Below are 24,600 nucleotides of genomic sequence, written 5' to 3'. Positions count from 1 at the left end.
GCGCCGGTCACGGCGCCCGGTAATCGATAACGGCTTAGTTCAGGTGCTCGACGCGAATCCGCACGACCGGGCCAACCACGCCCTGGAGCGCTTCCAGTGCCTTGATGGCGTCGTTGATACGCTGTTCCACCACACGGTGGGTCAGCAGGATCATCGGTACCAGGCCATCGTGCTCCTCGGCTTCCTTCTGCATGATCGATTCGATGTTGATGCCACGCTCGGACAGGATGCTGCCAACCTGGGCGAGGACGCCCGGATGATCCTTGGCCTGGATCCGCAGGTAGTACGCGCTTTCGCAGGCATCGATTGGCAGGATCGGGTGCGCCGACAGCGAATCCGGCTGGAAGGCCAGGTGCGGTACGCGGTTTTCCGGGTCCGAGGTCATGGCGCGAACCACGTCCACCAGGTCGGCAATCACCGACGAAGCGGTCGGTTCCATGCCAGCACCCGCACCGTAGAACAGGGTCGAACCGGCGGCGTCGCCGTTGACCATCACCGCGTTCATCACGCCGTTGACGTTGGCGATCAGGCGATCGGCCGGGATCAGCGTCGGGTGCACGCGCAGCTCGATACCGGCCGCGGTGCTGCGCGCCACGCCCAGGTGCTTGATGCGGTAGCCCAACGCTTCGGCGTAGTTCACGTCAGCGGTGGTCAGCTTGGTGATGCCTTCGGTGTAGGCCTTGTCGAACTGCAACGGGATGCCGAAGGCAATGGACGCCAGGATCGTCAGCTTGTGCGCCGCATCGATGCCTTCGACGTCGAAGGTCGGGTCGGCTTCGGCGTAGCCCAGGGCTTGCGCTTCGGCCAACACGTCTTCGAAGGTACGGCCTTTCTCGCGCATCTCGGTGAGAATGAAGTTGCCGGTGCCGTTGATGATGCCAGCCACCCAGTTGATGCGGTTGGCGGACAGGCCTTCACGGATCGCCTTGATCACCGGGATGCCACCAGCCACGGCTGCTTCGAACGCAACGATCACGCCCTTCTCGCGTGCCTTGGCGAAAATTTCATTACCGTGAACGGCGATAAGCGCCTTGTTCGCGGTGACCACATGCTTGCCATTCTCGATGGCCTTGAGTACCAGCTCGCGGGCAACGGTGTAGCCGCCCATCAGCTCTATGACGATGTCGATCTCAGGGTTCGTGGCCACTTCGAAGACATCGGTGGTAATCGCAATACCGGTCGTTTGGAACTGAGGCTTTGGCGTGCGCGTGGCAATTTGTGCCACTTCGATTCCACGCCCGGCACGACGAGCAATTTCCTCGGCGTTGCGCTGAAGTACGTTGAAGGTACCGCCACCGACGGTCCCTAACCCACAGATGCCTACTTTGACCGGTTTCACTGTGAACTCCCCATAAAACGGCCGACTCGAGGCCGGCCGTGAAAACAGCCGCATGCTCGCGGCTCACTATTGATGGCCCGACTGAGCTGCCGTCGGACCACACGCGTCAAAGGCTGACTCGAATTACTTGGCGCCCAGCGCCAGTTTGGCGACTTGTGGCGCTGGCTGGTAGCCCGGAATGACCTGACCGTCCGCCAAAACGATGGCCGGTGTGCCGTTCACACCAATCGACTGGCCGAGGGCGAACTGCTTGGACACCGGGTTATCGCACTTGGCGGCCTTGATTTCCTTGCCGTCGACCATCTTGTCCATGGCCGCTTTCTTGTCTTTGGAGCACCAGACCGCCTGCAACTGCTCGTCACCCGGCGAACCCAGGCCCTGGCGCGGAAACGCAACATAGCGCACTTCGATGCCGCGCTTGTTCAGTTCAGGCACTTCGGCGTGCAGTTTATGGCAGTACGGGCAGGTGGTGTCGGTGAACACGGTGATGTGCGACTTGGTTTCACCAATGGCCGGGTACACCACGGTTTCCGCGACAGGGATTGCGTTGACCAGCTTGGAAACGCCCAGGCGTTCGGTCTTCTCGGTCAGGTTGACCGGCTTGCCGTCCTTGAGCTGGAACATGTAGCCCTGGACGACGTACTGGCCGTCGGCACTGGCGTACAGCACACGGCTGCCCTGGAGCTTGACTTCATACAGGCCCGGCAGCGGGCTGGCGGAGATACTTTCTACCGGAACTTCGAGCTGGAGGTTTTCCAGGCTTTTACGAATGGCTTTATCGGCCGCGTCATCGGCGACGGCAAAGGTGCTGACCAACGCAATGGCGGCGGCGGCGAAAATCTGGGTCAGACGCATGAGAACTCCTGAAGGCGGACAAATGAGACGCTCGGAACGCCCGTGCCGAAACACCGGGTCATAAACGCCCATCGTGCAAACCGGCAAAGCCTACCACATAAGGCTCGTGTGGCCGACTCCCGGTGATACAAGGCATCGCAGACCGTTTTTCTGTGGGAGCGAGCCTGCTCGCGAAAGCAGTGTGGCAGCCAAAGATGGTGCAGCTGGTCCACCGCATTCGCGAGCAGGCTCGCTCCCACAGGGGACAACATTAGCCTCGAGGATGGTGTTTGGCGTGCAGGTCCTGCAACCGCGCCCGGGCGACGTGGGTATAGATCTGCGTGGTCGACAGGTCGCTGTGGCCGAGCAGCATCTGCACCACCCGCAGGTCCGCACCGTGATTGAGCAAGTGCGTGGCGAACGCATGGCGCAAGGTGTGCGGCGACAGCGACTTGCCGATCCCGGCTACCTTGGCCTGGTGCTTGATCCGGTGCCAGAACGTCTGGCGGGTCATCTGCTCGCCGCGCTGGCTGGGGAACAACACATCGCTGGGCCGCCCGCCGAGCAACTCACCACGACCATCGCGCAGATATCGTTCGACCCAGACAATCGCCTCCTCGCCCATCGGCACCAGCCGCTCCTTGCTGCCCTTGCCCATCACCCGCAACACGCCCTGGCGCAGGTTGACCTGCTCCAGCGTCAGGCTGATCAGCTCTGTCACTCGCAGGCCACAGGCATAGAGCACTTCGAGCATGGCGCGGTCGCGCTGGCCGATGGCCTCGCTCAGGTCCGGCGCCTTCAGCAGCGCTTCCACGTCAGCTTCCGACAAGGATTTGGGCAATGGCCGACCCAGCTGGGGCATATCGATGCGCAATGTCGGATCGACCGCGATCAGCTTTTCCCGCAGCAGGTAACGATAAAAGCCACGCACACCAGAGAGAAATCTTGCCGTAGAACGGGGTTTATAGTTTTGCTCCAGGCGCCAGGCCAGGTGATCAAGGATCAATTCGCGTCCGGCGTTGAGCAGCTCCAGGCCCTTTTCCTGCAGCCAGCCGTTGAACAGTGCCAGGTCGCTGCGATAGGCGTCGCGGGTGTTGTCGGACAGGCCTTTTTCCAGCCAGAGAGCGTCGAGGAATTGGTCTATCAAGGGGTGATCGATGGCGGGCATAAAGGCTCAGGCGGGACCGGCAACACGGTCAAAGAAGATAAATCGCAGGCAACAAAAAAGCAGCCCGTAGGCTGCTTTTTTCTGCATCGGAAGCTGGACTTAAGCCAGTTTTTCCTTGATGCGAGCTGCTTTACCCGACAGGTCACGCAGGTAGTACAGCTTGGCTTTACGTACGTCACCGCGACGCTTGACAGCCATGCTGTCGATTTGCGGGGAGTAGGTCTGGAAAGTACGCTCTACGCCAACACCGTTGGAGATCTTACGCACGGTGAATGCACTGTTAACGCCGCGGTTACGCTTGGCGATTACAACGCCTTCGAACGCTTGCAGACGCGAACGGTCGCCTTCCTTCACTTTCACCTGAACGACAATGGTGTCGCCCGGGGCAAAGGTAGGGATCTCTTTGGTCATCTGCTCTGCTTCGAGTGCAAGGATGATTTTGTTAGTCATGCTGTGCTCCTAAGGTAAATCGTCGGATCTACCATCGATACGTTGTTAACTATCGTCCCGCTCGCGGATGTATTCCTCGAGCAGCTTCTTCTCTTCTCCAGAAAGCGAGCGGCTTTCCAGAAGATCGGCGCGTCGTTCATAGGTCCGACCAAGGGACTGCTGTAAACGCCAACGCCGGATGTGCGCGTGATTGCCACTTAGCAATACGTCGGGAACACGCTGATCCGCATACACCTCCGGTCGGGTGTAGTGCGGGCAATCCAGCAAACCATCCGTAAAGGAATCTTCCTCGGCGGAGTCCGCATGCCCTAAAGCTCCAGGCAGCAGTCGTGTAACCGCATCGATCAGGACCATCGCCGGCAGCTCGCCGCCAGACAGTACATAGTCGCCAATCGACCACTCTTCATCGACATGAGCATCAATAAAACGCTCGTCAATGCCTTCATAACGACCGGCAATCAGGATCAGTGCATCCAGATTCGCCAACTCGCGTACCGCCGACTGAGTCAGTTGACGGCCTTGGGGGGACAGGTAAATCACCTTCGCTCCCTCCCCGGCGACTGCCTTGGCCTCGACCAGAGCATCTTCCAGGGGCTTGATCTTCATCACCATGCCCGGACCACCGCCAAAAGGGCGATCATCCACAGTGTGATGTCGATCCGTCGTGTAGTCTCGCGGGTTCCAACAGGTGAGCTGCAACAGCCCCTGTTTCACCGCCCGACTGGTGATGCCGTACTCGCTGATGGCGGAGAACATCTCGGGAAACAAACTGATCACTTCTACGCGCAAGTTAGCCACGCTTAGAAATCCGCATCCCAATCCACCTTCATCTCACCCGCGGCCAGATCGACGGCCAACACGCATTGCTCGGTATAGGGCAACAGGCGTTCGCGATCATCCAGGCTGCCAGCGCAAGGCTTGACCACCATTACATCATTGGCGCCGGTTTCCAGAAGATGATCGATTTTCCCGAACAGTTGCCCGTGAGTATCGATGACCTTCAGACCTTCCAGCTGGTACCAGTAGTACTCGCCGTCGGTCAGTTCAGGGAACAGGTTGCGCGGCACGCAGATCTCATAACCGGCCAGAAGACGCGCTTCTTCACGATCATCAAGACCCTTGAGCTTTGCGACCAGGAACTTGTCGTTCCCGCGTCCGCTGACCAGCTCTACCTGCTTTACATTGCCGTCACGCTTAAGCGTCCAGGTTTTGTAATCCAGCAGGTTCTTAATCGGATCAGTAAAGGAATACACCTTCACTTCGCCGCGAACGCCGTGAACCGAGTAAATCTTGCCGATAACGATCAAATCATCAGCAGCAGCTGGCGTCGCGTTCATATTGCTCAGGCCGCAGCCTTAGCAGATTCCTTCAACAACTGAGCAACGCGCTCAGAAGGTTGTGCACCAACGCTCAGCCAGTAGGCTACGCGCTCTTGGTTCACGGACAGACGAACTTCTTGACCACGAGCAACAGGGTTGAAGAAACCAACCTGTTCCTTGTGCGAACCGTCGCGCGGGTTGCGGCTGTCGGTTACGGTCAAGTGGTAAAACGGGCGCTTTTTGGAGCCGCCAAGGGCAAGACGGATTGTTAGCATGTGAACATCGTTCCTGTAGTCGGTGCTGCAAATCTAAAGGCACAGCGGGCATGGGTGCCCGAAAGGCCGCATATTCTAAGGAATATCCGGACTTTTGCAAATGACTTTTTCCGACTGCCTTTCGGCCGCCATCAAGATTTGCTATAGAGCCGTCGGTAAAAACGGCCGGTCAGCTCCCGCCAAGTGCGGGTTTGCTGTGAATCCCACGTCCGTGTGGGCTGCGCAAGAGCAAGCCCTTGCGCGAATTCTTTACATTTTTGGCATGCCGCCGCCGGGCAACATACCGCCCATGCCGCGCATCATCTTGGCCATTCCGCCTTTCGCGGTGAATTTCTTCATCATCTTCTGCATCTGCTTGTGCTGCTTGATCAAGCGACCGATGTCCTGCACCTGGGTGCCGGAACCCATGGCGATACGACGCTTGCGCGAACCACTGATCAGCTCAGGGTCACGGCGCTCGGCCGGGGTCATGGAGTTGATGATGGCTTCCATTTGCTTGAACTGTTTCTCTGCCGCGCTCTGGGCATTGCCCATCTGCGCCAGGTTCACACCGCCCATGTTCGGCAGTTTGTCCATGAGGCCGCCGAGGCCGCCCATGTTCTTCATCTGTTGCAGCTGGTCACGGAAGTCTTCGAGGTCGAAGCCCTTGCCCTTCTTCAGCTTCTTGGCCAGCTTGTCGGCCTTGTCCTTGTCGAGGGTCGCTTCCGCCTGCTCGATGAGGCTGAGCACGTCGCCCATGCCGAGGATGCGCGAGGCAATACGCTCTGGGTGGAACGGGTCGAGCGCTTCGCTCTTCTCGCCCATACCGATGAACTTGATCGGCTTGCCGGTGATGGCACGCACCGACAGGGCGGCACCGCCACGGGCGTCGCCGTCTACCTTGGTCAGGATCACGCCGGTCAATGGCAGCGCATCGCCGAAGGCCTTGGCCGTGTTGGCGGCGTCCTGGCCGGTCATGGCATCGACCACGAACAATGTTTCGACCGGATTGATCGCGGCGTGCAACGCCTTGATCTCGCCCATCATCTCTTCATCGATGTGCAGGCGACCGGCGGTATCGACGATGACCACGTCGATGAATTTGAGTTTTGCTTCCTTGATAGCCGCTTGCGCGATCGCGACCGGCTTCTGGCTCAGGTCGGACGGGAAGAAGGTAACGCCAACTTCACCCGCGAGCATTTCCAGCTGCTTGATCGCCGCTGGGCGATAAACGTCCGCGGACACAACCATGACCGACTTTTTCTTGCGCTCTTTAAGGAAGCGCGCAAGTTTGCCGGCGGTGGTGGTTTTACCAGCACCTTGCAAACCGGCCATCAGGATGACCGCTGGCGGCACGGCGCTCAGGTTCAGGTCTTCGTTGGCCGCGCCCATCAGGCTTTCGAGCTCGGCCTGGACGATCTTCACGAAGGCCTGGCCCGGCGTAAGGCTGCGCGACACCTCGGTGCCGACAGCGCGTTCCTTGACCGAATTGACGAAGTCCTTGACCACCGGCAGGGCGACGTCGGCTTCGAGCAACGCCATGCGCACTTCGCGCAGGGTGTCTTTGATGTTGTCTTCGGTCAGCTTGGCCTTGCCGGTGACATGGCGCAGCGTCTGCGAGAGACGGTCGGTTAAGTTTTCAAACATTGCGCGATCCTTTCAGGCCCTGTGTAGACCGGGATAATGGCGGCCCAGACCGGACTAAACGTGTGCTCGGCGAGCCTGCGGCGTGGGCAGGTCGCGGATTATAGCGAAGACTGCGTCTGGCGGACACCTCGCACTTTCGTGTCGCGTGGGTTCTATGCCAAACTCAGCGCCTTTCGGGCTTGCCTAACAGGACTTATGCTCCCCTTGTCACCCAGTTTGCTTGCTACCCTCGCCGCCGCCTGCCTATACGCCGCTGCGACCTTCTATCAAGGCACTCGCCTGGCCACCGGAGCCAAGGCCAACAAGCGCCTGCTGGTTACGCTCGGCGTGCTTGCGGTGCTGGCCCACAGCGCCAGCCTGGTGACCCACCTGCTGACCCCGATTGGCCTGGGCCTGGATTTTTTCAGCGCCGCCAGCCTGATTGCCGTCGCGGTCATCGCCCTGACGCTGCTGGCCTGCTCACGGATTCCGGTGGAAAACCTGCTGTTGCTGCTGTTCCCCCTGGGTGCATTGACCGTGCTGCTGGCGCAGTTCGCCCCCGCCGGTACTGTGCAAATCATCGACGAGGAGCCAGGCATTCTCGCCCACATCCTGTTGTCTATCCTCGCCTATGGCATGTTCACCATTGCAGTGTTCCAGTCGCTACTGCTGCTGCTCCAGGATCATCAACTCAAGCACAAGCACCCGTCCGGGCTGATCAAGAACTTCCCGCCGCTGCAAACCATGGAAAGCCTGCTGTTCGGCTTCCTTTGGGCCGGCTGGACACTGTTGTCGCTGTCGCTGATCTCCGGCTGGCTGTTTGTCGACAACCTGTTCGCCCAGCACCTGGTGCACAAGACCTTGCTGGCCTGCCTGGCCTGGATCGTCTTCAGCGTGCTGCTCTGGGGCCGTAACCGCCTTGGCTGGCGAGGTCACAAGGCCATCCGCTGGACCCTGGCCGGTTTCTGCCTGTTGATGCTGGCGTATTTCGGCAGCAAGCTGGTTCGTGAATACATCCTGCACATCTGACGGGCGGCAATAATGGACGACTTGCCCATAGGGCCGATGCTTGCAGTAGTGGCCTTGCTGATATTGTGGTCGGGCCTGTTTACTGCCATAGAAGCCGCGCAGCAGCACTTGCTGGCCCAGCGCAATGCCTCGCGCGCCAGCGACAAACCGCTGGCCAGGTTGAGCTTCCCCCTCGTCAGCCTGATTTTCTGCAATACCCTGTGCCGCGCCCTGGTAATGGTCATCTGTACCTTGCTGGCGATTTTCACCTGGGCTGAAAACGGCCCGTGGCTGGCATGTGCAGGCGCCGGTGCCCTTCTCTTGATCCTGGCCGACTACCTGCCGCGAGCCCTCGCCACCCGTCATCCGGATGCGATCCTGGCCCTGGGCAACAACTTGCTGGCCATCCCCCTGAAGCTTGTATATCCGGCAGCTTGGCTGCTCAACGCCATCAGCCAGTTTCTGTTGCGCCCGTTCGCTCGCAAAGCCAATGTCGTGCAACAGAGCGAAGACGAGCCCATACCGCTGCGGCACGACCCTCACGGCCATCAAGAGCATGCTGTCAGCCGCACGCACGCGCTGCCGGGCATCCATGCACTGGATAACATCACGGTCAACGACATCCTGGTACCGCGCAGCGAGGTCGACGGGATCAACCTCGACGACCCGATCGAAGAGATCATCGAGCAACTGCGCCATAACCAGCGTACCCGCCTGCCGGTGTTCCACAGCGACATCAACCAAGTGGAAGCGGTGCTCAATACCCGGCAAATCGGCCATTTGCTTCCCGACGGCAGCCTGACCCTGGAAGCCTTGCTGGCGGCCTGTCGCGAACCCTATTTCGTCCCTGAAAGCACCCCGCTGCAATTGCAACTGCTGAACTTCCACAAGCAACAGCGGCGTTTGGGCATGGTGGTCGACGAATACGGCGAAGTCCTGGGTATCGTCACCCTCGAAGATATTCTCGAAGAAATCGTCGGTGAATTCGAAAGCCAGCAAAGCCAGGACAACCCGCACATCCATCCACAGGCCGATGGCCGCCTGGTGATCGACGGTGCCGCCTCGATCCGCGACCTGAACAAGAGCCTCGGCTGGCACCTGCCCAGCGACGGCCCGAAAACCCTGAACGGCCTGGTGACCGAAGCGCTGGAAACCATCCCGGACTGCCCGGTATGCCTGAAAATCGGCCGCTATCGACTGGAAATTCTCGAGACCGAGGATAACCGTGTCACGCGGGTGCTGATCTGGCACAACAGTTCTGTACCGGCAGTTGCATCAGTCCAATAGACCGGTAAAAGATCGTCCGAAGGCTCGGGCCGCGTTCGGACGATCTTTTTTGCACTTGTTGAATCGTTAGCCACCTTCCTATAATCGAGCGGCTTACCCGAGCCTCGCCGTCCCGTGCTTACCCTGCACACCGCAAGTTCCGGCCTGACCATCAGACACGCCCGCTACAAACCGACGCCTGCTCCCACCTGGAACGGCGACTCGCGCCTGCACCCACATCCCTGGGTAATCGACCATAATAATTCGCTCCACTGGGGCACATGACAGTCAGGGATTACCGCATGACAACCAGCACGACCTACAACGACGCCACACCCGCACAACCGGTGAACTCCGCTACCCGCGTGGCCACCGCGAGCTTCATCGGCACGGCCATCGAGTTCTACGACTTCTACGTATATGCCACCGCAGCCGCGCTGGTGATTGGCCCGGTGTTCTTTCCGCAGACCTCCGGCACGGCCCAGATGCTCTCGGCCTTCCTCACATTCGGCATCGCATTCCTGGCACGACCACTGGGTTCAGCGCTGTTCGGGCACTTTGGCGATCGCATCGGCCGCAAATCGACCTTGGTCGCGTCCCTATTGTTGATGGGTGTGTGCACCACGCTGATCGGCGTGCTCCCGGGTTACGACAGCATTGGGGCCTGGGCACCAATCCTGCTGTGCGTGCTGCGCTTCGGCCAGGGCCTGGGACTGGGCGGCGAATGGGGCGGTGCCGCCTTGCTCGCCACGGAAAATGCCCCTAAGGGCAAGCGCGCCTGGTTCGGCATGTTCCCTCAATTGGGCCCCTCCATCGGCTTCCTCGCGGCCAACGGCCTGTTCCTGACCTTGGCCATGACGCTGGATGATCAACAGTTCCGCTCCTGGGGCTGGCGGATTCCTTTCCTGCTCAGCGCGGCGCTGGTGATGGTCGGTTTGTATGTGCGCCTCAAACTCCACGAAACACCGGTGTTCGCCAACGCCATGGCGCGCCAGGAACGGGTGAAGATCCCGCTGGTGGAACTGTTCAGCCAATACTGGGTACCGGTATTGCTGGGGGCCGGTTCGATGGTGGTGTGCTATGCGCTGTTCTACATCTCGACCGTTTTCTCGTTGAGTTACGGTGTGGCGACGCTCGGCTACAGTCGCGAAACCTTCCTCGGCCTGCTGTGCTTCGCGGTGCTGTTCATGGCCGCGGCCACGCCGCTCTCAGCCTTGGCCAGCGACCGTTTCGGACGCAAACCCGTGCTGATCATCGGCGGCGTGTTGGCAATCCTGTCGGGCTTCCTGATGGAACCGCTGCTGACGCAAGGTTCGACCTGGAGCGTGGCGCTGTTCCTGTGCATCGAACTGTTTCTGATGGGTGTGACCTTCGCGCCGATGGGCGCGCTGCTGCCAGAGCTGTTCCCGACCCACGTGCGATACACCGGCGCCTCGGCAGCGTACAACCTGGGCGGGATCGTCGGCGCTTCGGCGGCACCGTTCTTTGCGCAGAAACTGGTGGCAATGGGCGGACTGAGTTACGTCGGCGGGTATGTGTCGGGGGCGGCGGTGCTGAGTTTGATTGCTGTGCTGTGCCTGAAGGAAACACGCAATAACGACCTGAATCGAGTCTCATAAGAGCGTAGGAACGATCAGAAGCTTCGCGAGCAGGCTCGCTCCCACATGGTTCTGGTGTACACCGATCCAATGTGGGAGCGAGCCTGCTCGCGAATGCCGCGCCGCGGTTACAGCTCTACAACAACAGCCTGGGATGCGCGGGTCGCCTTGGCACGAGCCGCCTCGATCGACTCATCCCGCGCCAGCGTCACACCCATCCGGCGCTGGCCATTCACTTCAGGCTTGCCAAACAGACGCAATGCCGTATCCGGCTCGCTCAACGCTGCACCCAGGTTGGCAAACGCGGTCTGGGTCGACTGCCCTTCCACCAGGATCACCGACGAAGCCGATGGGCCGAACTGACGGATCAGCGGAATCGGCAGCCCCAGGATCGCCCGTGCATGCAGGGCGAATTGCGACAGGTCCTGTGAAATCAACGTCACCAGACCAGTGTCGTGCGGACGCGGCGATACTTCGCTGAACCACACCTGATCACCCTTGATGAACAGCTCGACGCCAAACAGGCCACGACCACCCAATGCCTCGGTCACCGCCTTGGCCACGCGCTCGGATTCCGCCAGCGCCACTGGACTCATGGCTTGAGGCTGCCAGCTTTCCTGGTAATCGCCCTTCTCCTGGCGATGCCCGACCGGCGCGCAAAAGGTAGTGCCGCCGACGTGACGCACGGTCAGCAAGGTAATCTCATAATCGAAATCGATGAAACCTTCGATGATCACCCGGCCTTTACCGGCACGTCCGCCTTCCTGTGCGTAATCCCACGCTGTCTTCACGTCATCGACGCTGCGCAGCAGGCTCTGGCCCTTGCCCGACGAGCTCATGACCGGCTTGACCACGCACGGGAAACCGAGATCCTCGACGGCCTTGCTGTAATCCTCGAAGGTGTCGGCGAAGTGGTAAGGCGAGGTCGGCAGGTCCAGGTCTTCGGCGGCCAGGCGACGGATGCCTTCGCGGTTCATGGTCAGCTGTGCAGCCCGCGCAGTGGGGATCACGGTGAAGCCTTCGGACTCCAGCTCCACCAGGGTCGCGGTGGCAATGGCTTCGATTTCCGGCACGATGAAGTGCGGCTGCTCGGCTTCGATGACCGCGCGCAGTGCCGCGCCATCGAGCATGTTGATCACGTGGCTGCGATGCGCCACCTGCATGGCCGGCGCATTGGCGTAGCGATCCACGGCAATCACTTCAACGCCCAGGCGCTGCAGCTCGATCACCACTTCCTTGCCCAGTTCGCCACAGCCACACATCAATACGCGGGTCGCGGTGGGCGACAATGGAGTTCCGATACGGGTCATCTCAAGTCCTCAAGAAGCGGATCATCGAGGGATGCGGCGCCTGGCGCGCTTCCCATGGGGAGAAAGCGCGGCATTTTACATGAACCGCAGGGTTTGGCTTCAGCTGACGAGCGCCTGCTTGCGCAAGCGCCAGGCCATGATCAGCCATACCGCCGTAACGCCGGCGAACTTGGACCCCAGCGCGGTGAGAATCACGCCCGGAGTCAGAGCGTCGATCATGCCGAAGAAAATAAACGTATCGAGCGGAATGCTCAGGGCTGAACTTATCCACAGCCGGTCGTGCAACGGGCGCCGGGTGATGCTGAACACCAGCCAGTCAATGCACTCCGACACGGCAAATGCCGTGGCGCTGGCCAGGGCAATGGAGGGATCGGAGGTGATGTAGGACAACACCAGCGCCGCCAGCATCGCCGCGATTGCGCCGTGACCGAAGCGGATTTGCACCATGTCGCGCAACACGAACACCAGGCCGCCCCAGGCCGACCAGATGATGTCCAGGTGCGGGGCGGTGGAAAAGGCGTAGTTGATCAGCACGACGCTGCTGATATAGGCGATCAGGAAGAACATGGAGGCACCTGTCAATTTGGCGCACAGGGTACTTCAACCAAACGCCAAATCAAAAGATCGCAGCCTGCGGCAGCTCCTACAGGGGATCAAATGTAGGAGCTGCCGCAGGCTGCGATTTTTTGATCTTATCGGCCGGGTGTCTTGCCGATCATCCACACCAACCCACTGGCCTTGGCCCGCTCATGGCACAACCCCAACACCGTGCGGCGCTCGTCGTTGCTCATGCGGCTCCAGCGGGTGATTTCCTCTACCGTGCGCTGACAGCCCGTGCAAATGTCATCGTCGTCCAGTGCGCAAATATTCACACAAGGCGATGCAACCGGGCGTTCGGGAGTGCTCATTCTTCCTGCTCAGCCAGATCGCGGGCATACCGCTGTGAGTTATGCACGTAGTGGGCGGCACTGGCTTCCAGCATCTTTTTCTGCGGTTCGGTCAGCTCGCGCACCACTTTGCCAGGGGACCCCATGACCAGCGAACCGTCGGGTATTTCCTTGCCTTCGCCGATCAGCGAATTGGCGCCGATGATGCAGTTCTTGCCGATTTTCGCGCCGTTGAGGATCACCGCGTTGATACCGATCAGGCTGTAGTCGCCCACGGTGCAGCCGTGCAGCATGGCATTATGGCCGATGGTCACGCCGATACCGATGGTCAGCGGGTACCCCATGTCGGTATGCATCACGGTGCCATCCTGGACGTTGCTGTTCCTGCCGATCAGGATCAACTCGTTGTCGCCCCGCAGCACGGCGTTGAACCAGACATTGGCGCCCTCTTCCAGTTTGACCTTGCCCACCAGCACGGCATTGGGAGCGACCCAGCTCTGCGGATGGGTCTCGACACGGGCGTCGCCCAGGCGGTATTTCATCTTGTTGTCCTCAAGGCTCAGGCAGCGGCGTGTTCAAGCCATTCGAGTGATGGCTTCAGGTATTGATAAAACTTTTAGGCGGTAGGTGCAGGCTGATCTTCGCGTCATAGAGCAGATTGATCAACTCGACAATCATGATCGCCGTCAGGCCCCAGATCTTGAATTCACCATAGCGATAACTCGGCACGTACCAACTTCGTCCCTGGTAATCGATGCGATGGGTGTGCTCGCGCGGGTCTTCGCGAAAGAACTCCAAGGGCACACTGAACACGGCGGCGATCTCGGCATCGTTGGCCCGGTACTCGACAAAATCCGGAATCACCCCGACATAAGGTGTGACCTTGATGCCGTGCAGGGAGATCAGCGGGCTCAGCGGGCCGATCACTTCGACCAGGCCCGGTGGCAGGCCGATTTCTTCTTCGGCTTCGCGCAGCGCGGTAAAAACCAGGTCGGGGTCTTCGGGGTCGCGTCGACCACCGGGAAAGGCGACTTCGCCACCATGGGTCGACAGCCCGCTGGCGCGCAGGGTCAATACCAGTTCCGGCTCGTCACTGCGGGTGATCGGCACCAGGACGGCGGCCTCTGGGAAACGTCGGTCGGTCTCCAACGTACGCGGTGTGTGGTGACTTACCCGATGCAGTAGCTCGTCCAGCATGAGTGTTCTCGATCAGTGCCTTACCCTGCATCATGCACCAATCGCTTCGGTCGCCCAACCCCCCGGACAGTGGCATGTCGCGAAACGACAACTTGCCGACAGCCACCGCCGCACGCCAAGATAGGCGCAGCATTCAGGAACCCAAGCATGAAATTTTGCAGTCAGTGCGGCAACCCGGTGACCCAACGCATTCCCGAGGGCGATTCACGCCTGCGTTTTGTCTGCGACAGCTGTCACGCCATTCACTACCAGAACCCCAACATCGTCGCCGGTTGTGTCGCGACCTGGGGCACCCAGGTCCTGTTGTGCCGTCGTGCCATCGAGCCGCGCCGGGGCTATTGGACCCTGCCCGCCGGCTTCATGGAAAACGGTGAGACCATCGAGCAGGCGGCCATTCGCGAGACGGCCGAGGAAGCCTGCGCCCGTGTGCGCAACCTGAGCATCTATACGCTGATCGATGTGCCGCACATCAGCCAGGTGCACGTGTTCTTCCGCGCCGAGTTGGCGGACCTCGATTTTGCCGCCGGTATAGAGAGCCTTGAGGTGCAACTATTCGACGAAGCCGACATCCCTTGGGACGAGCTGGCTTTCCGCACGGTGGGCCGTACCTTAGAATGCTTCTTCGCTGACCGGAAAACCGAAGTCTATCCCGTGCGGTCCGAATCGATCCCGCCGCTGGTTCAGTCTGTCATCACTTGATGTCATCTTGGTATCATCGCCAGGCGCATACAGATCGTCCGAACTCGGCCCGGACCTTCGGCAGCGCCTGCAAAAACACCTATAAATAGATATATGGTCGCGACACCTCTTGGGGAATCGTTTCAATGCGCTGGTTGCTTGCCCTGTTCTGCTTGTCGTTCATCACGGTGTCCCAGGCTACTGCCATGGAGCCCCTGGACGGCAAGGTCATCGAGAAAATCCTGGTTCTCAAGTCGGCCCATCAATTGCAGTTGATCAATGACGGCAAGCCATTCAAGACCTATCGAATTTCCCTGGGTAAACGGCCCAAGGGCCCCAAGCTGATGGAAGGCGACAAACGCACACCAGAAGGTTTCTACTGGATCGACTGGCGCAAGGTCAGCGACCGCTTCAACCTGGCGATGCACATTTCCTACCCGAACATCAGCGATTCCGCCCGCTCACGGCGTGAAGGCGTCGATCCCGGCGGCATGATCATGATCCACGGCACGCCGGACACCGAAGAAAACCCCGAGCACCTGTTCCACACCCTGGACTGGACCGACGGTTGCATTGCCATGCGCAACATGGACATGCGTGAAATCTGGAACCTGGTGCCGGACGGCACGATGATCGAGATTCGCCCTTGATTTGACGAATGAGCGTTCCCTTACTGTGGGAACGCTGCCCGTTTTGCCCTGCGCGCCAGGCGTGTAACAGACTGATCCCCGGGACCTGTCCAGATCCTGAACGCTCCCCGAATATCCCCTCCCCCATTGAAACCACCCTCGGCCTGCCCCATCTAACACCCATACCCCATTGCGCAGGTGCCCCATGAGCGACCAGCAAGCATTCCCCGAAGACCCCAGCGAATACGCCGACCCGGAACACGTCGAACACCACCACACCGGCAAGGGCCTCGCCCTGCCCGGCCAGAACCTGCCGGACAAGGTCTACATCATTCCGATTCACAACCGCCCTTTCTTCCCGGCCCAAGTGCTGCCGGTCATCGTCAATGAAGAACCCTGGGCGGAAACCCTCGACCTGGTCGCCAAATCCGAACATCACTCCCTGGCCCTGTTCTACATGGACACGCCCCAGGAAGACCCGCGCCATTTTGATACCTCGGCGCTGCCGCTGTACGGCACCCTGGTCAAGGTGCACCACGCCAGTCGCGAAAACGGCAAATTGCAATTCGTCGCCCAGGGCCTGACCCGTGTGCGTCTCAAGACCTGGCTCAAGCACCATCGCCCGCCGTACCTGGTGGAAGTCGAATACCCGCACCAGCCCACCGAGCCGACCGACGAGGTCAAGGCCTACGGGATGGCGCTGATCAATGCAATCAAGGAGCTGCTGCCCCTCAATCCGCTGTACAGCGAAGAGCTGAAGAACTACCTCAACCGCTTCAGCCCCAACGATCCATCGCCGTTGACCGACTTCGCCGCCGCACTGACGTCGGCGACCGGCAGCGAACTGCAGGAAGTGCTCGACTGCGTGCCCATGCTCAAGCGCATGGAAAAAGTCCTGCCGATGCTGCGCAAGGAAGTCGAGGTCGCACGCCTGCAGAAAGAGATTTCCGCCGAAGTGAACCGCAAGATTGGCGAGCATCAGCGCGAATTCTTCCTCAAGGAACAACTCAAGGTCATCCAGCAGGAGTTGGGGCTGACCAAGGACGATCGCAGCGCCGACATCGAACAATTCGAGCAACGGCTGGCCGGCAAGGTGCTGCCAGCGCAGGCGCAGAAGCGCATCGAAGAAGAGATGAACAAGCTCTCGATCCTCGAAACCGGCTCACCGGAGTACGCGGTCACGCGCAACTACCTGGACTGGGCGACATCGGTGCCATGGGGTGTGTACGGCGAGGACAAACTGGACCTCAAGCACGCCCGCAAGATCCTGGACAACCACCATGCCGGCCTCGACGATATCAAGGACCGCATCCTCGAGTTCCTCGCGGTCGGTGCCTACAAGGGTGAAATCAGCGGCTCCATCGTGCTGCTGGTGGGGCCGCCGGGCGTGGGCAAGACCAGCGTCGGCAAATCCATCGCCGAATCCCTCGGCCGACCGTTCTATCGCTTCAGCCTCGGCGGCATGCGCGACGAAGCGGAAATCAAGGGCCACCGCCGTACTTACATTGGTGCGATGCCGGGCAAACTCGTGCAAGCGCTGAAAGACGTCGAAGTGATGAACCCGGTGATCATGCTCGACGAAATCGACAAGATGGGCCAAAGCTATCAGGGCGACCCGGCCTCGGCGCTGCTGGAAACCCTCGACCCGGAGCAGAACGTCGAATTCCTCGACCACTACCTGGACCTGCGCCTGGACCTGTCGAAAGTGCTGTTCGTCTGCACCGCCAACACCCTGGACTCGATTCCCGGCCCCCTGCTGGACCGGATGGAAGTCATCCGCCTGTCGGGTTACATCACCGAAGAAAAAGTCGCCATCGCCAAACGCCACTTGTGGCCCAAACAGCTTGAGAAGGCCGGAGTCTCGAAAGGCAGCCTGAGCATCAGCGACAGCGCCCTCAGAGCGCTGATCGACGGTTATGCCCGTGAAGCCGGCGTTCGCCAACTGGAGAAAAATCTCGGCAAACTGGTGCGCAAAGCCGTGGTGAAGCTGCTCGAAGATCCAGGAGCGGTGATCAAATTTGGTCCGAAAGACCTCGAGGCTTCATTGGGCAAACCCGTGTTCCGTAATGAACAAGTACTGTCCGGGACGGGGGTAATCACCGGCCTGGCCTGGACCAGCATGGGCGGTGCAACCCTGCCGATCGAAGCCACACGCATTCATACCCTCAATCGCGGTTTCAAGCTCACCGGGCAACTGGGCGAAGTGATGAAAGAGTCCGCGGAAATTGCCTACAGCTACGTCAGCTCCAATCTGAAGTCGTTTGGCGGTGATCCGAAATTCTTCGACGAAGCCTTCGTGCACCTGCATGTTCCGGAAGGCGCCACTCCGAAAGACGGCCCGAGCGCTGGCGTGACCATGGCCAGTGCCCTGTTGTCGCTGGCACGCAACCAGCCGCCGAAAAAAGGCGTGGCCATGACCGGCGAACTGACGTTGACCGGGCATGTACTGCCGATTGGCGGAGTACGTGAGAAGGTGATTGCAGCGCGGCGGCAGAAGATTTTCGAGCTGATCTTGCCGGAGCCCAACCGTGGCAGCTTTGAAGAACTGCCGGACTACCTGAAGGAAGGGATTACCGTGCACTTTGCCAAGCGATTTGCGGATGTGGCGAAGGTGTTGTTCTAGTCACACACTGCAGTGGCCAGAGCGTGCTCTGGCCACTGCACACATGATTTTCTGAACAGCTATCGCGATCGGATATAAAAACTGTCATTAATGACAGTATTAACCCTATTACTAATGCCCTAGCCTGTCACTCGACTATCCGAACATCTTCAAGGGACGACCACAATATGTCGACTGATAAAACTCCGCGCGGGACGAAGTCTAGCGGTCATTTCGAATGGACAATTAAAGGAGAAAAATTTTATACCGACCAAATTTATATATGGCACGAAGGACCCAACATACAAATCAACGGTTATTTCGATTTTGCCGGCCCAAACCAAAAAATAATGACTGTCCTTATCGATCGCGACACCCCTGGAGAGGAGCAAACATTTGACCCTCCAACGTGGCTAAAGGAAGTGAGTTACCAAGCTGATAGCGGATCGGCTTATGCCATTACCGGAAAATACACTGCCACTCTCAACAAACACACTAAACAGTATAAGTTATCGTTCGACTTACTGTTTGGTGGCGGCCTATCAATTCAATGTAAGCTCGACGTTAGCGAGTAGATACTCAATCCGCTTAAATGCGCACCACTCGCGCCAGAGCCTGTACGTTAGCCATTCCTCGACCCGGCTCTGGTCACATTTTGTCTCATCTTCAGTTATGCTCGCCGTTCGTCGTGAATGCCGGAGCCACTGACCCCATGTCCCCCACCCGCCTGTTTGTTCCCCTCGCCCTCGCCTTGCTGGCCGCCTGTGCCACGCAACCGAAACATAACGTGACCGTGGAAAAACAAAGCGAATGCCCGGTGAAGCTCACCAGCGGGCAGAACCTGATCCTGACCCTGCCCAGCAATCCGACTACGGGTTACCGCTGGTCGGTCCAGGACTCGGCCGGTGGCGTATTGCGCGCGCTCAGCCCTGAGGTCTACAGCAACCCGGAAGATGCCGGCGTCGTAGGTGCTGCCGGTGTTTCGACCTGGCGATTCCAGGCGTTCGCCCCCGGCACTGGACGCTTACGCTTGACCTCGCAACAACCTTGGGCACCGGAAGTGCTGCCGGTGGACGCCTTCGACTGCGCCATTTCGGTCAACTAACCGTGGGCTGGCTGATTCTGGCGCTGATGGGCGCAGTGACTTTCCTCTATGGCCTGAGCGTGCACGCCGCGCTGCTTTGCCTGTTGGTCAAGCCGCTGCCTGTCCTGGCCCTGCTCGGCTGGCTGCACGACGCACCACCCGGGGAGTATCGGCGCTGGATCAGTCTTGGACTGATTTTCTCCCTGCTCGGCGACGTGCTGCTGGCATGGCCGGGGGATTTGTTTGTGTTCGGCCTCGGGGCGTTTCTCGTCGCCCACCTGGCTTATCTGAAAGCTTATTTAACGGACTGCAGACGGTTGGCCCTGTTGCCACTGGTCCTGGCCCTCGGCGTCGGCGCGATTCTGCTGGGGGTACTGATTGCCCACGGTCTCGGGCCTTTGCTGATTCCCGTGATCGTCTATGGCCTGGCGATCAGCGCCATGCTCTGGCGCGCACTGGCACGTCTGGGCACCGATGTGCCCAAGCGTTCGGCGCTGCTTGCGGCAGCCGGAGCCGTGGCGTTCGTGTTTTCCGATAGCGTGATCGGTATCAGCCGCTTTGTCGTGCCGTTTGAGGCGGCGCCGTACGTCATCATCCTCAGTTATTGGCTGGGGCAATGGGGCATCACGGCATCGGCGTTCGATCAAAAACCGCGTTAGATCGCGAAGGGACACGGAGCGTCCCGGGCGGCGTTCCCACGCAGAGCGTGGGAACGATCGATCGAACACCAATACATACATTGTCATTAATGTCTGTTGAAACCTGTTAGTTCGAATAGTCGTCCGGACCGCTCGCAGGCCGTACATTCAAGATTCCAACAATCCTTGAAGAGATAGGCCCTATGGATATCCAACAACGAAGAAGCTTTGTCGACAGTCGCATCCCTGTTGAAATGAAATTCCGCCAGTGCTGTCAGAAAAACTATCTGAGTGCCACCCTTCAGGATCGCGATGAGTTCAACTCCGAGGAGTTTTACATCAGCGTCGGCTCCCGGGAAATATTGGCTGTTTTCAAAGCTGGAGAAAAAGACACCCCTGAAGACCGCGCCTTCGATATCTATATCCCTAAAAATATCGAAACCGGTTACTACGAATTAAATTCACCGGATCAACTGATAGAAATCGCCTTGACTGAAAAATTCCCGACTTACACCAGTTACTGGGCATTCAAGGGCGCAATGGATCTGGTCGTTAACGCTGACAAGCAAGACTACTCCGGCACATTCAATGTTAGCTTCAAGGACAAAGAAAACCGTGAGTTTATATCCGAAGCCAAGTTTGCTTTTTCTGTGGAAGCTTGAATACAGGTAGCCGACGGAGCCGTGGCGTTCGCGTGCTCCGATAGCGTGATGGGTATCAGCCGCTTTGTGAGCGTGGGAGCGAGCAAAGCGTCAGTCCCGTCGGTTTATCAGACAACCCGCGCATCCCCGCGCCAACTTGGCTAAAATGCCGGCCTTTCCACCGACACCGCCGGAACCGCCGTGAGCAAAGAATCCGATCGCCTTTTCGCCCAGCCTTTGGCCCAGGTGCCTGACTTCGCCTTCAACGAGGACGTGGTGCGGGTGTTCCCGGACATGATCAAGCGCTCGGTGCCGGGTTATCCGACCATTGTCGAAAACCTCGGTGTGCTCGCCGCACAATTCGCCCAGCCCAACACTGTGCTCTACGATCTTGGCTCGTCCCTGGGCGCTGTAACACAGGCGCTGCGTCGACATGTGCGCACTGACGGCTGCCGTGTCATCGCTGTGGATAACTCCGCGGCGATGGTCGAGCGATGCCGTGAGTATCTCAACGGCCAGGACTCGATGTTCCAGGAGTTGCTGCCGGTGGAAGTGATCGAAGGTGACATCCTCGCCCTCGAATTCCAGCCTGCCTCGGTGGTGGCGCTGAACTTCACCCTGCAATTCATTGCTCCGGATCAGCGAAGCGCGCTGCTGTCGCGCATCCACCAGTCCCTGTTGCCCGGTGGTGCACTGATTCTCTCGGAAAAACTGCGGTTTGAAGACGAGCAGGAGCATGCGTTGCTCACCGACCTGCACGTCGCCTTCAAGCGCGCCAACGGCTATAGCGAACTGGAAATAGCCCAGAAGCGTAGCGCCATCGAAAACGTCATGAAGCCCGACAGCCTCGAAGAACACCGCGAACGCCTGTTGGCTGCCGGGTTCTCGAAAGTCGTGCCGTGGTTCCAGTGTCTTAACTTTGCCTCGTTGATTGCCTTGCCATGATTGATCTGTCCCCCCTCGCCCGCCGCCTGGCTGGCACACCGCTGGCCGAATGGGCCAACACACTGCAGGCGCAACTCGACAAGAAAATGGAGAAAGGTCACGGCGACCTGGAGCGCTGGCAAAGCGCGCTGGATGCCTTGCCTCAGATCCAGCCAAGCGAAATCGACCTGTTGAACGGCTTGAAGCTGGACACCGATTGCGACGATGAAACCCGTGCGCAAATGCGCACCGCGCTGATGGGCTTGTCGCCGTGGCGCAAAGGCCCCTTCGATCTGTTTGGCGTGCATGTCGACACCGAATGGCGTTCGGACTGGAAGTGGTCGCGTGTCGCCCCGCACCTGGACCTCAAGGGCAAGCGCATCCTCGACGTCGGCTGCGGCAATGGTTACTACATGTGGCGCATGCTCGGCGCGGGTGCGGACAGCGTAATCGGTGTCGATCCAAACTGGTTGTTCTTCTGCCAGTTCCAGGCGGTGCAACGTTACCTGTCCGAGCCGAATGCGTGGCACCTGCCATTTCCTTTCGAAGACCTGCCGCCGAATCTGGAAGGCTTCGACACAGTGTTTTCGATGGGTGTCTTCTACCACCGCCGATCGCCGATCGAGCACTTGCTGGCGCTGAAGGATTGCCTGGTCAAGGGCGGCGAACTGGTGCTGGAGACGCTGGTGGTCGAAGGCGACAAACATCAAGTGCTGGTGCCGGAAGACCGTTACGCGCAGATGCGCAACGTATGGTTCCTGCCGTCGGTGTCGGCGCTGGAGTTGTGGTTGCGCCGTGCCGGGTTCACTGATGTGAAATGCGTGGACGTGAGTGTGACCACGGTTGAAGAACAGCGCGGCACGGAATGGATGAAGTATCAGTCGCTGAGCGACTTCCTCGATCCCGAAGACCACAGCAAGACCATCGAAGGGCTGCCGGCGCCGATGCGGGCTGTCATCGTCGCCCGCAAATAACCCCCCGCCGCCCCTGCCGATGAAGATCAAATGTGGGAGCGGGCTTGCTCGCGAATGCGGTGAGTCAGCCAACATCTCTGTTGAATGTTAAATCGCATTCGCGAGCAAGCCCGCTCCCACAGGGTTTAGTGTTCAGTCTGAAGGTTTGGCTCTACGGGCCTTGAAGAACTCGCTGAGCACCGCCCCGCATTCCTCGGCCAACACCCCACCTTCATACAGCACCCGGTGGTTCAAAAAACCCTGGGTAAAAAACTGCCCCTGGCTCTGCACAATCCCGGCCTTGGGTTCCAGCGCGCCATACACCACCCGTGCAATCCGCGAATGCACGATCAGCCCGGCGCACATGCTGCACGGTTCCAGCGTCACATACAGCGTGCTGCCCGGCAGGCGATAGTTGCTGACGGCTAGTGCGGCGGCGCGGATCGCGACCATCTCGGCATGGGCACTCGGATCGTTGCCACTGATCGGGCAGTTGAAGCCGCGACCGATGATTTCACCGTCCTGCACCAGCACCGCACCCACGGGCACTTCGCCCAACGCGGCACCTTGAGCGGCGAGGGCAAGGGCTTCGCGCATGAAGTCGCGATCACGGCTGCGGTCGATGATCGCAGCGGGACGTATCTGACGCATTACGCCACCTCGATCGCGGCCATCAGGCCGGTTTCCATGTGATCGATCACATGGCAATGGAACATCCACACCCCGGGGTTATCCGCCACCAGCGCCACTTGCGCGCGCTCGTTCTTACCCAACAAATACGTGTCGGTGAAATACGGGATGACCTTGTGCCGATTCGAGGCGATGACCTTGAAGCTCATGCCATGCAGGTGAATCGGATGCTGATATTGAGTCATGTTTTTCAATTCAAAAATGTAGCTTTTGCCCTTTTCCAGCTTGGCGATCGGGCGGTCGGCGCAGGTTTTATCCGTAATGTCCCAGGCTTTGCCATTGATCTGCCACAGGCTTGGCGGCTTGCCGTTGTCGACATTCACCGACACCGACCCCACCCATTCGAAATTGAAGTTGAGTTTCTCGGCATTGGCCAGGTCCGGTTCCGCCACAGGGTTGGCGGGCAGTGCCGCAGGCCATGCAGTCGGCGCGTCGGTGTTGGCCACGGAGCGTAGCGTGCCCAAGCGAACCGGGCCGTTGCGCAGGGACAACTCTTCACCCGCCGGCGGCGCTTTGATCGCCAGGCATATACGCATGCCTGGGCCCAGCCAGTATTCCTTGCCCAGCGGACGCGGTTCGACGGGATTGCCGTCCAGCGCATAGATCTGCGCTTCGACGCCCGGGATATTGAGGCGATAGGTCAACGTGTTATCGAGGTTAAGCACCCGCACCCGGGTGATCTGCCCGGCAGGCAAGTCGATGATCGCCTGCGGGACACCGTTGATGGTCGACAGGCGCCCCGCCGTACCGCCTCGGGCGGCTTCGCGTGGAATGCTGAAGTCGACAAAAGCGCCCTGCTCATCGACATGCCAGCTCTTCAAGCTCAAGGTTTTCTCGTACTTGAAACCGGTCGGCTCGCGCTCCTCGACGATCAGCGGGCCGACCAGACCGCGCCCGAGTTCTTCGCTGCTGCTCACATGGGGGTGATACCAGTAGCTGCCTGCATCGGGCACGCGGAATTTGTAGTCGAAGTATTCACCGGGCAATACCGGCAACTGCGACACGTACGGCACACCGTCCATCTCCAGCGGCAGGCGGATGCCATGCCAGTGGATGGTCGTCGCCACTGGCAGGTGGTTGATGAACCGCACTCGCAGCCATTCGCCCTGACGCACGCGCAATTCGGTGCCCGGTGCCGAGGGACCGAACGCCCAGGCTTCGGTCTTGTGCCCCGCCACCAACTCGACGTCCAGCGGCGCGGCGATCAGCTCATAGTCATGGCCCGCCTCAGCGTCGGCCATCTTGCCCAGCCAGTACCGCGACGCGCCCCCCGCCCCGACACCAACGACAACAAGACCGGCCAGGCCACCGAGGATTTGGCGACGGGTAAAGGACATGAACTCAACTACCTCACACGAAAGCGGCAGGCCCAAGACCCGCAAAAGGCGAATACGATACACCCGCAGTTGCGAAAGAAACAGCAAAGCGGACGTGACGACGAGCCGCAGGCAGGGCTGGCATCAATGCAAAAAGCCGCGTGAACTCACGTTCACACGGCTTTTTAT

General features: G+C 59.6%; 27 protein-coding genes. 12 read left to right on the top strand and 15 right to left on the bottom strand.

Translation table 11 applies throughout. The features are described from left to right. Positions 1-34: 34 nt before the first annotated feature. From HGP31_RS05585 to ffh, 8 genes are all read right to left on the bottom strand, one after another. Positions 35-1,339 carry a homoserine dehydrogenase gene (locus tag HGP31_RS05585; protein WP_168757295.1) on the bottom strand — a complete coding sequence of 435 codons (1,305 nt, stop codon included), beginning with the start codon at positions 1,337-1,339 and terminating at the stop codon, positions 35-37. Between the two features lie 123 nt (positions 1,340-1,462). Beyond that, positions 1,463-2,194 (bottom strand): bifunctional protein-disulfide isomerase/oxidoreductase DsbC, encoded by a 732-nt coding sequence (dsbC, locus tag HGP31_RS05580; RefSeq protein ID WP_034149004.1) that lies wholly within the window; start codon positions 2,192-2,194, stop codon positions 1,463-1,465. 250 nt (positions 2,195-2,444) lie between these two features. Beyond that, positions 2,445-3,341, bottom strand: a complete 897-nt coding sequence (xerD, locus tag HGP31_RS05575; protein WP_168757294.1) for a site-specific tyrosine recombinase XerD — start codon at positions 3,339-3,341, stop codon at positions 2,445-2,447. A 99-nt stretch (positions 3,342-3,440) separates the two neighbouring features. After that, complete coding sequence (rplS, locus tag HGP31_RS05570; protein ID WP_003175895.1) at positions 3,441-3,791, bottom strand: 50S ribosomal protein L19; 351 nt, start codon at positions 3,789-3,791, stop codon at positions 3,441-3,443. Positions 3,792-3,836: 45 nt separating this feature from the next. Next, entirely contained in the window at positions 3,837-4,589 is a 753-nt protein-coding gene (gene trmD, locus HGP31_RS05565; RefSeq protein ID WP_020795644.1) for a tRNA (guanosine(37)-N1)-methyltransferase TrmD, read from the bottom strand. 2 nt (positions 4,590-4,591) lie between these two features. Further along, entirely contained in the window at positions 4,592-5,128 is a 537-nt protein-coding gene (gene rimM, locus HGP31_RS05560) for a ribosome maturation factor RimM (RefSeq protein WP_020795643.1), read from the bottom strand. A gap of 5 nt (positions 5,129-5,133) precedes the next feature. Next, positions 5,134-5,385, bottom strand: coding sequence for a 30S ribosomal protein S16 (rpsP, locus tag HGP31_RS05555; RefSeq protein ID WP_003198088.1), 252 nt, complete (start codon positions 5,383-5,385; stop codon positions 5,134-5,136). A gap of 249 nt (positions 5,386-5,634) precedes the next feature. Continuing rightward, the gene (ffh, locus tag HGP31_RS05550; RefSeq protein WP_020795642.1) at positions 5,635-7,011 is read right to left on the bottom strand and encodes a signal recognition particle protein; all 1,377 of its coding nucleotides are present in this window, start codon (positions 7,009-7,011) and stop codon (positions 5,635-5,637) included. Between the two features lie 195 nt (positions 7,012-7,206). On the opposite strand from ffh, the gene HGP31_RS05545 reads away from it, so the two are divergent. From HGP31_RS05545 to HGP31_RS05535, 3 genes are all read left to right on the top strand, one after another. Then, a complete protein-coding gene (locus HGP31_RS05545) occupies positions 7,207-8,019 on the top strand; it encodes a cytochrome C assembly family protein (protein ID WP_020795641.1) in 813 nt (270 codons plus the stop codon). A 12-nt stretch (positions 8,020-8,031) separates the two neighbouring features. Further along, positions 8,032-9,285, top strand: a complete 1,254-nt coding sequence (locus HGP31_RS05540) for an HlyC/CorC family transporter (RefSeq protein WP_033042711.1) — start codon at positions 8,032-8,034, stop codon at positions 9,283-9,285. Positions 9,286-9,566: 281 nt separating this feature from the next. After that, on the top strand, positions 9,567-10,883 hold the full coding sequence (locus tag HGP31_RS05535; protein WP_020795639.1) for an MFS transporter: 1,317 nt from the start codon (positions 9,567-9,569) through the stop codon (positions 10,881-10,883). Positions 10,884-10,990: 107 nt separating this feature from the next. On the opposite strand, the gene purT is transcribed toward HGP31_RS05535, so the two are convergent. The 5 genes from purT to HGP31_RS05510 all read right to left on the bottom strand — a co-directional run bounded on the left by purT (position 10,991) and on the right by HGP31_RS05510 (position 14,256). Further along, the gene (purT, locus tag HGP31_RS05530; RefSeq protein ID WP_168757293.1) at positions 10,991-12,172 is read right to left on the bottom strand and encodes a formate-dependent phosphoribosylglycinamide formyltransferase; all 1,182 of its coding nucleotides are present in this window, start codon (positions 12,170-12,172) and stop codon (positions 10,991-10,993) included. A 99-nt stretch (positions 12,173-12,271) separates the two neighbouring features. Next, positions 12,272-12,739 (bottom strand): preQ0 transporter, encoded by a 468-nt coding sequence (locus tag HGP31_RS05525; protein ID WP_110755143.1) that lies wholly within the window; start codon positions 12,737-12,739, stop codon positions 12,272-12,274. Between the two features lie 125 nt (positions 12,740-12,864). After that, positions 12,865-13,080, bottom strand: coding sequence for a DUF1289 domain-containing protein (locus HGP31_RS05520; protein ID WP_020795636.1), 216 nt, complete (start codon positions 13,078-13,080; stop codon positions 12,865-12,867). Continuing rightward, complete coding sequence (locus HGP31_RS05515) at positions 13,077-13,601, bottom strand: gamma carbonic anhydrase family protein (protein ID WP_168757292.1); 525 nt, start codon at positions 13,599-13,601, stop codon at positions 13,077-13,079. The genes HGP31_RS05520 and HGP31_RS05515 overlap by 4 nt, the downstream gene beginning before the upstream one ends. Before the next feature lie 55 nt (positions 13,602-13,656). Then, positions 13,657-14,256 (bottom strand): CoA pyrophosphatase, encoded by a 600-nt coding sequence (locus HGP31_RS05510; protein ID WP_110755146.1) that lies wholly within the window; start codon positions 14,254-14,256, stop codon positions 13,657-13,659. A 147-nt stretch (positions 14,257-14,403) separates the two neighbouring features. On the opposite strand from HGP31_RS05510, the gene HGP31_RS05505 reads away from it, so the two are divergent. The 9 genes from HGP31_RS05505 (at position 14,404) to cmoB (ending at position 22,426) form a co-directional block, all read left to right on the top strand. Beyond that, the gene (locus HGP31_RS05505; RefSeq protein ID WP_020795633.1) at positions 14,404-14,955 is read left to right on the top strand and encodes an NUDIX hydrolase; all 552 of its coding nucleotides are present in this window, start codon (positions 14,404-14,406) and stop codon (positions 14,953-14,955) included. A 125-nt stretch (positions 14,956-15,080) separates the two neighbouring features. Further along, positions 15,081-15,584 (top strand): L,D-transpeptidase family protein, encoded by a 504-nt coding sequence (locus tag HGP31_RS05500; RefSeq protein WP_020795632.1) that lies wholly within the window; start codon positions 15,081-15,083, stop codon positions 15,582-15,584. 184 nt (positions 15,585-15,768) lie between these two features. Continuing rightward, on the top strand, positions 15,769-18,186 hold the full coding sequence (lon, locus tag HGP31_RS05495) for an endopeptidase La (protein WP_033042241.1): 2,418 nt from the start codon (positions 15,769-15,771) through the stop codon (positions 18,184-18,186). A 167-nt stretch (positions 18,187-18,353) separates the two neighbouring features. Then, positions 18,354-18,740 (top strand): hypothetical protein, encoded by a 387-nt coding sequence (locus HGP31_RS05490; protein WP_168757291.1) that lies wholly within the window; start codon positions 18,354-18,356, stop codon positions 18,738-18,740. Positions 18,741-18,877: 137 nt separating this feature from the next. Continuing rightward, positions 18,878-19,270 (top strand): protease inhibitor I42 family protein, encoded by a 393-nt coding sequence (locus HGP31_RS05485; protein WP_033041515.1) that lies wholly within the window; start codon positions 18,878-18,880, stop codon positions 19,268-19,270. 2 nt (positions 19,271-19,272) lie between these two features. Then, the gene (locus HGP31_RS05480) at positions 19,273-19,908 is read left to right on the top strand and encodes a lysoplasmalogenase (RefSeq protein ID WP_020795629.1); all 636 of its coding nucleotides are present in this window, start codon (positions 19,273-19,275) and stop codon (positions 19,906-19,908) included. Positions 19,909-20,090: 182 nt separating this feature from the next. Then, positions 20,091-20,549: a hypothetical protein gene (locus HGP31_RS05475; protein ID WP_083348296.1), complete on the top strand. Its 459-nt coding sequence runs from the start codon at positions 20,091-20,093 to the stop codon at positions 20,547-20,549. A 180-nt stretch (positions 20,550-20,729) separates the two neighbouring features. Next, the gene (cmoA, locus tag HGP31_RS05470; RefSeq protein WP_020795627.1) at positions 20,730-21,473 is read left to right on the top strand and encodes a carboxy-S-adenosyl-L-methionine synthase CmoA; all 744 of its coding nucleotides are present in this window, start codon (positions 20,730-20,732) and stop codon (positions 21,471-21,473) included. Beyond that, positions 21,470-22,426, top strand: a complete 957-nt coding sequence (gene cmoB / locus HGP31_RS05465; RefSeq protein WP_033044405.1) for a tRNA 5-methoxyuridine(34)/uridine 5-oxyacetic acid(34) synthase CmoB — start codon at positions 21,470-21,472, stop codon at positions 22,424-22,426. The genes cmoA and cmoB overlap by 4 nt, the downstream gene beginning before the upstream one ends. A 132-nt stretch (positions 22,427-22,558) precedes the next feature. On the opposite strand, the gene tadA is transcribed toward cmoB, so the two are convergent. Both tadA and HGP31_RS05455 read right to left on the bottom strand, forming a co-directional pair. After that, the gene (gene tadA / locus HGP31_RS05460; RefSeq protein ID WP_110747066.1) at positions 22,559-23,056 is read right to left on the bottom strand and encodes a tRNA adenosine(34) deaminase TadA; all 498 of its coding nucleotides are present in this window, start codon (positions 23,054-23,056) and stop codon (positions 22,559-22,561) included. Next, complete coding sequence (locus tag HGP31_RS05455; RefSeq protein ID WP_042955222.1) at positions 23,056-24,432, bottom strand: multicopper oxidase family protein; 1,377 nt, start codon at positions 24,430-24,432, stop codon at positions 23,056-23,058. The genes tadA and HGP31_RS05455 overlap by 1 nt, the downstream gene beginning before the upstream one ends. Positions 24,433-24,600: the final 168 nt, after the last annotated feature.

Source organism: Pseudomonas umsongensis, assembly GCF_012647205.1.
Taxonomy (GTDB): Bacteria; Pseudomonadota; Gammaproteobacteria; order Pseudomonadales; family Pseudomonadaceae; genus Aquipseudomonas; species Aquipseudomonas umsongensis.
The sequence above is the reverse complement of the archived record's forward strand: the minus strand, read 5'-3'. Positions and strand labels throughout refer to the sequence as shown.

Bases quoted from the DNA above. Each gene is read 5' to 3' on its own strand.
- HGP31_RS05455 (WP_042955222.1), bottom strand. From the start codon at position 24,432: ATGTCCTTTACCCGTCGCCAAATCCTCGGTGGCCTGGCCGGTCTTGTT.
- HGP31_RS05515 (WP_168757292.1), bottom strand. From the start codon at position 13,601: ATGAAATACCGCCTGGGCGACGCCCGTGTCGAGACCCATCCGCAGAGC.
- HGP31_RS05510 (WP_110755146.1), bottom strand. From the start codon at position 14,256: ATGCTGGACGAGCTACTGCATCGGGTAAGTCACCACACACCGCGTACG.
- HGP31_RS05540 (WP_033042711.1), top strand. From the start codon at position 8,032: ATGGACGACTTGCCCATAGGGCCGATGCTTGCAGTAGTGGCCTTGCTG.
- lon (WP_033042241.1), top strand. From the start codon at position 15,769: ATGAGCGACCAGCAAGCATTCCCCGAAGACCCCAGCGAATACGCCGAC.
- HGP31_RS05500 (WP_020795632.1), top strand. From the start codon at position 15,081: ATGCGCTGGTTGCTTGCCCTGTTCTGCTTGTCGTTCATCACGGTGTCC.
- HGP31_RS05475 (WP_083348296.1), top strand. From the start codon at position 20,091: ATGGATATCCAACAACGAAGAAGCTTTGTCGACAGTCGCATCCCTGTT.
- HGP31_RS05520 (WP_020795636.1), bottom strand. From the start codon at position 13,080: ATGAGCACTCCCGAACGCCCGGTTGCATCGCCTTGTGTGAATATTTGC.
- rimM (WP_020795643.1), bottom strand. From the start codon at position 5,128: ATGAACGCGACGCCAGCTGCTGCTGATGATTTGATCGTTATCGGCAAG.
- HGP31_RS05525 (WP_110755143.1), bottom strand. From the start codon at position 12,739: ATGTTCTTCCTGATCGCCTATATCAGCAGCGTCGTGCTGATCAACTAC.
- rplS (WP_003175895.1), bottom strand. From the start codon at position 3,791: ATGACTAACAAAATCATCCTTGCACTCGAAGCAGAGCAGATGACCAAA.
- HGP31_RS05505 (WP_020795633.1), top strand. From the start codon at position 14,404: ATGAAATTTTGCAGTCAGTGCGGCAACCCGGTGACCCAACGCATTCCC.
- HGP31_RS05535 (WP_020795639.1), top strand. From the start codon at position 9,567: ATGACAACCAGCACGACCTACAACGACGCCACACCCGCACAACCGGTG.
- rpsP (WP_003198088.1), bottom strand. From the start codon at position 5,385: ATGCTAACAATCCGTCTTGCCCTTGGCGGCTCCAAAAAGCGCCCGTTT.
- HGP31_RS05485 (WP_033041515.1), top strand. From the start codon at position 18,878: ATGTCCCCCACCCGCCTGTTTGTTCCCCTCGCCCTCGCCTTGCTGGCC.
- cmoB (WP_033044405.1), top strand. From the start codon at position 21,470: ATGATTGATCTGTCCCCCCTCGCCCGCCGCCTGGCTGGCACACCGCTG.
- purT (WP_168757293.1), bottom strand. From the start codon at position 12,172: ATGACCCGTATCGGAACTCCATTGTCGCCCACCGCGACCCGCGTATTG.
- HGP31_RS05545 (WP_020795641.1), top strand. From the start codon at position 7,207: ATGCTCCCCTTGTCACCCAGTTTGCTTGCTACCCTCGCCGCCGCCTGC.
- tadA (WP_110747066.1), bottom strand. From the start codon at position 23,056: ATGCGTCAGATACGTCCCGCTGCGATCATCGACCGCAGCCGTGATCGC.
- ffh (WP_020795642.1), bottom strand. From the start codon at position 7,011: ATGTTTGAAAACTTAACCGACCGTCTCTCGCAGACGCTGCGCCATGTC.
- HGP31_RS05490 (WP_168757291.1), top strand. From the start codon at position 18,354: ATGTCGACTGATAAAACTCCGCGCGGGACGAAGTCTAGCGGTCATTTC.
- dsbC (WP_034149004.1), bottom strand. From the start codon at position 2,194: ATGCGTCTGACCCAGATTTTCGCCGCCGCCGCCATTGCGTTGGTCAGC.
- xerD (WP_168757294.1), bottom strand. From the start codon at position 3,341: ATGCCCGCCATCGATCACCCCTTGATAGACCAATTCCTCGACGCTCTC.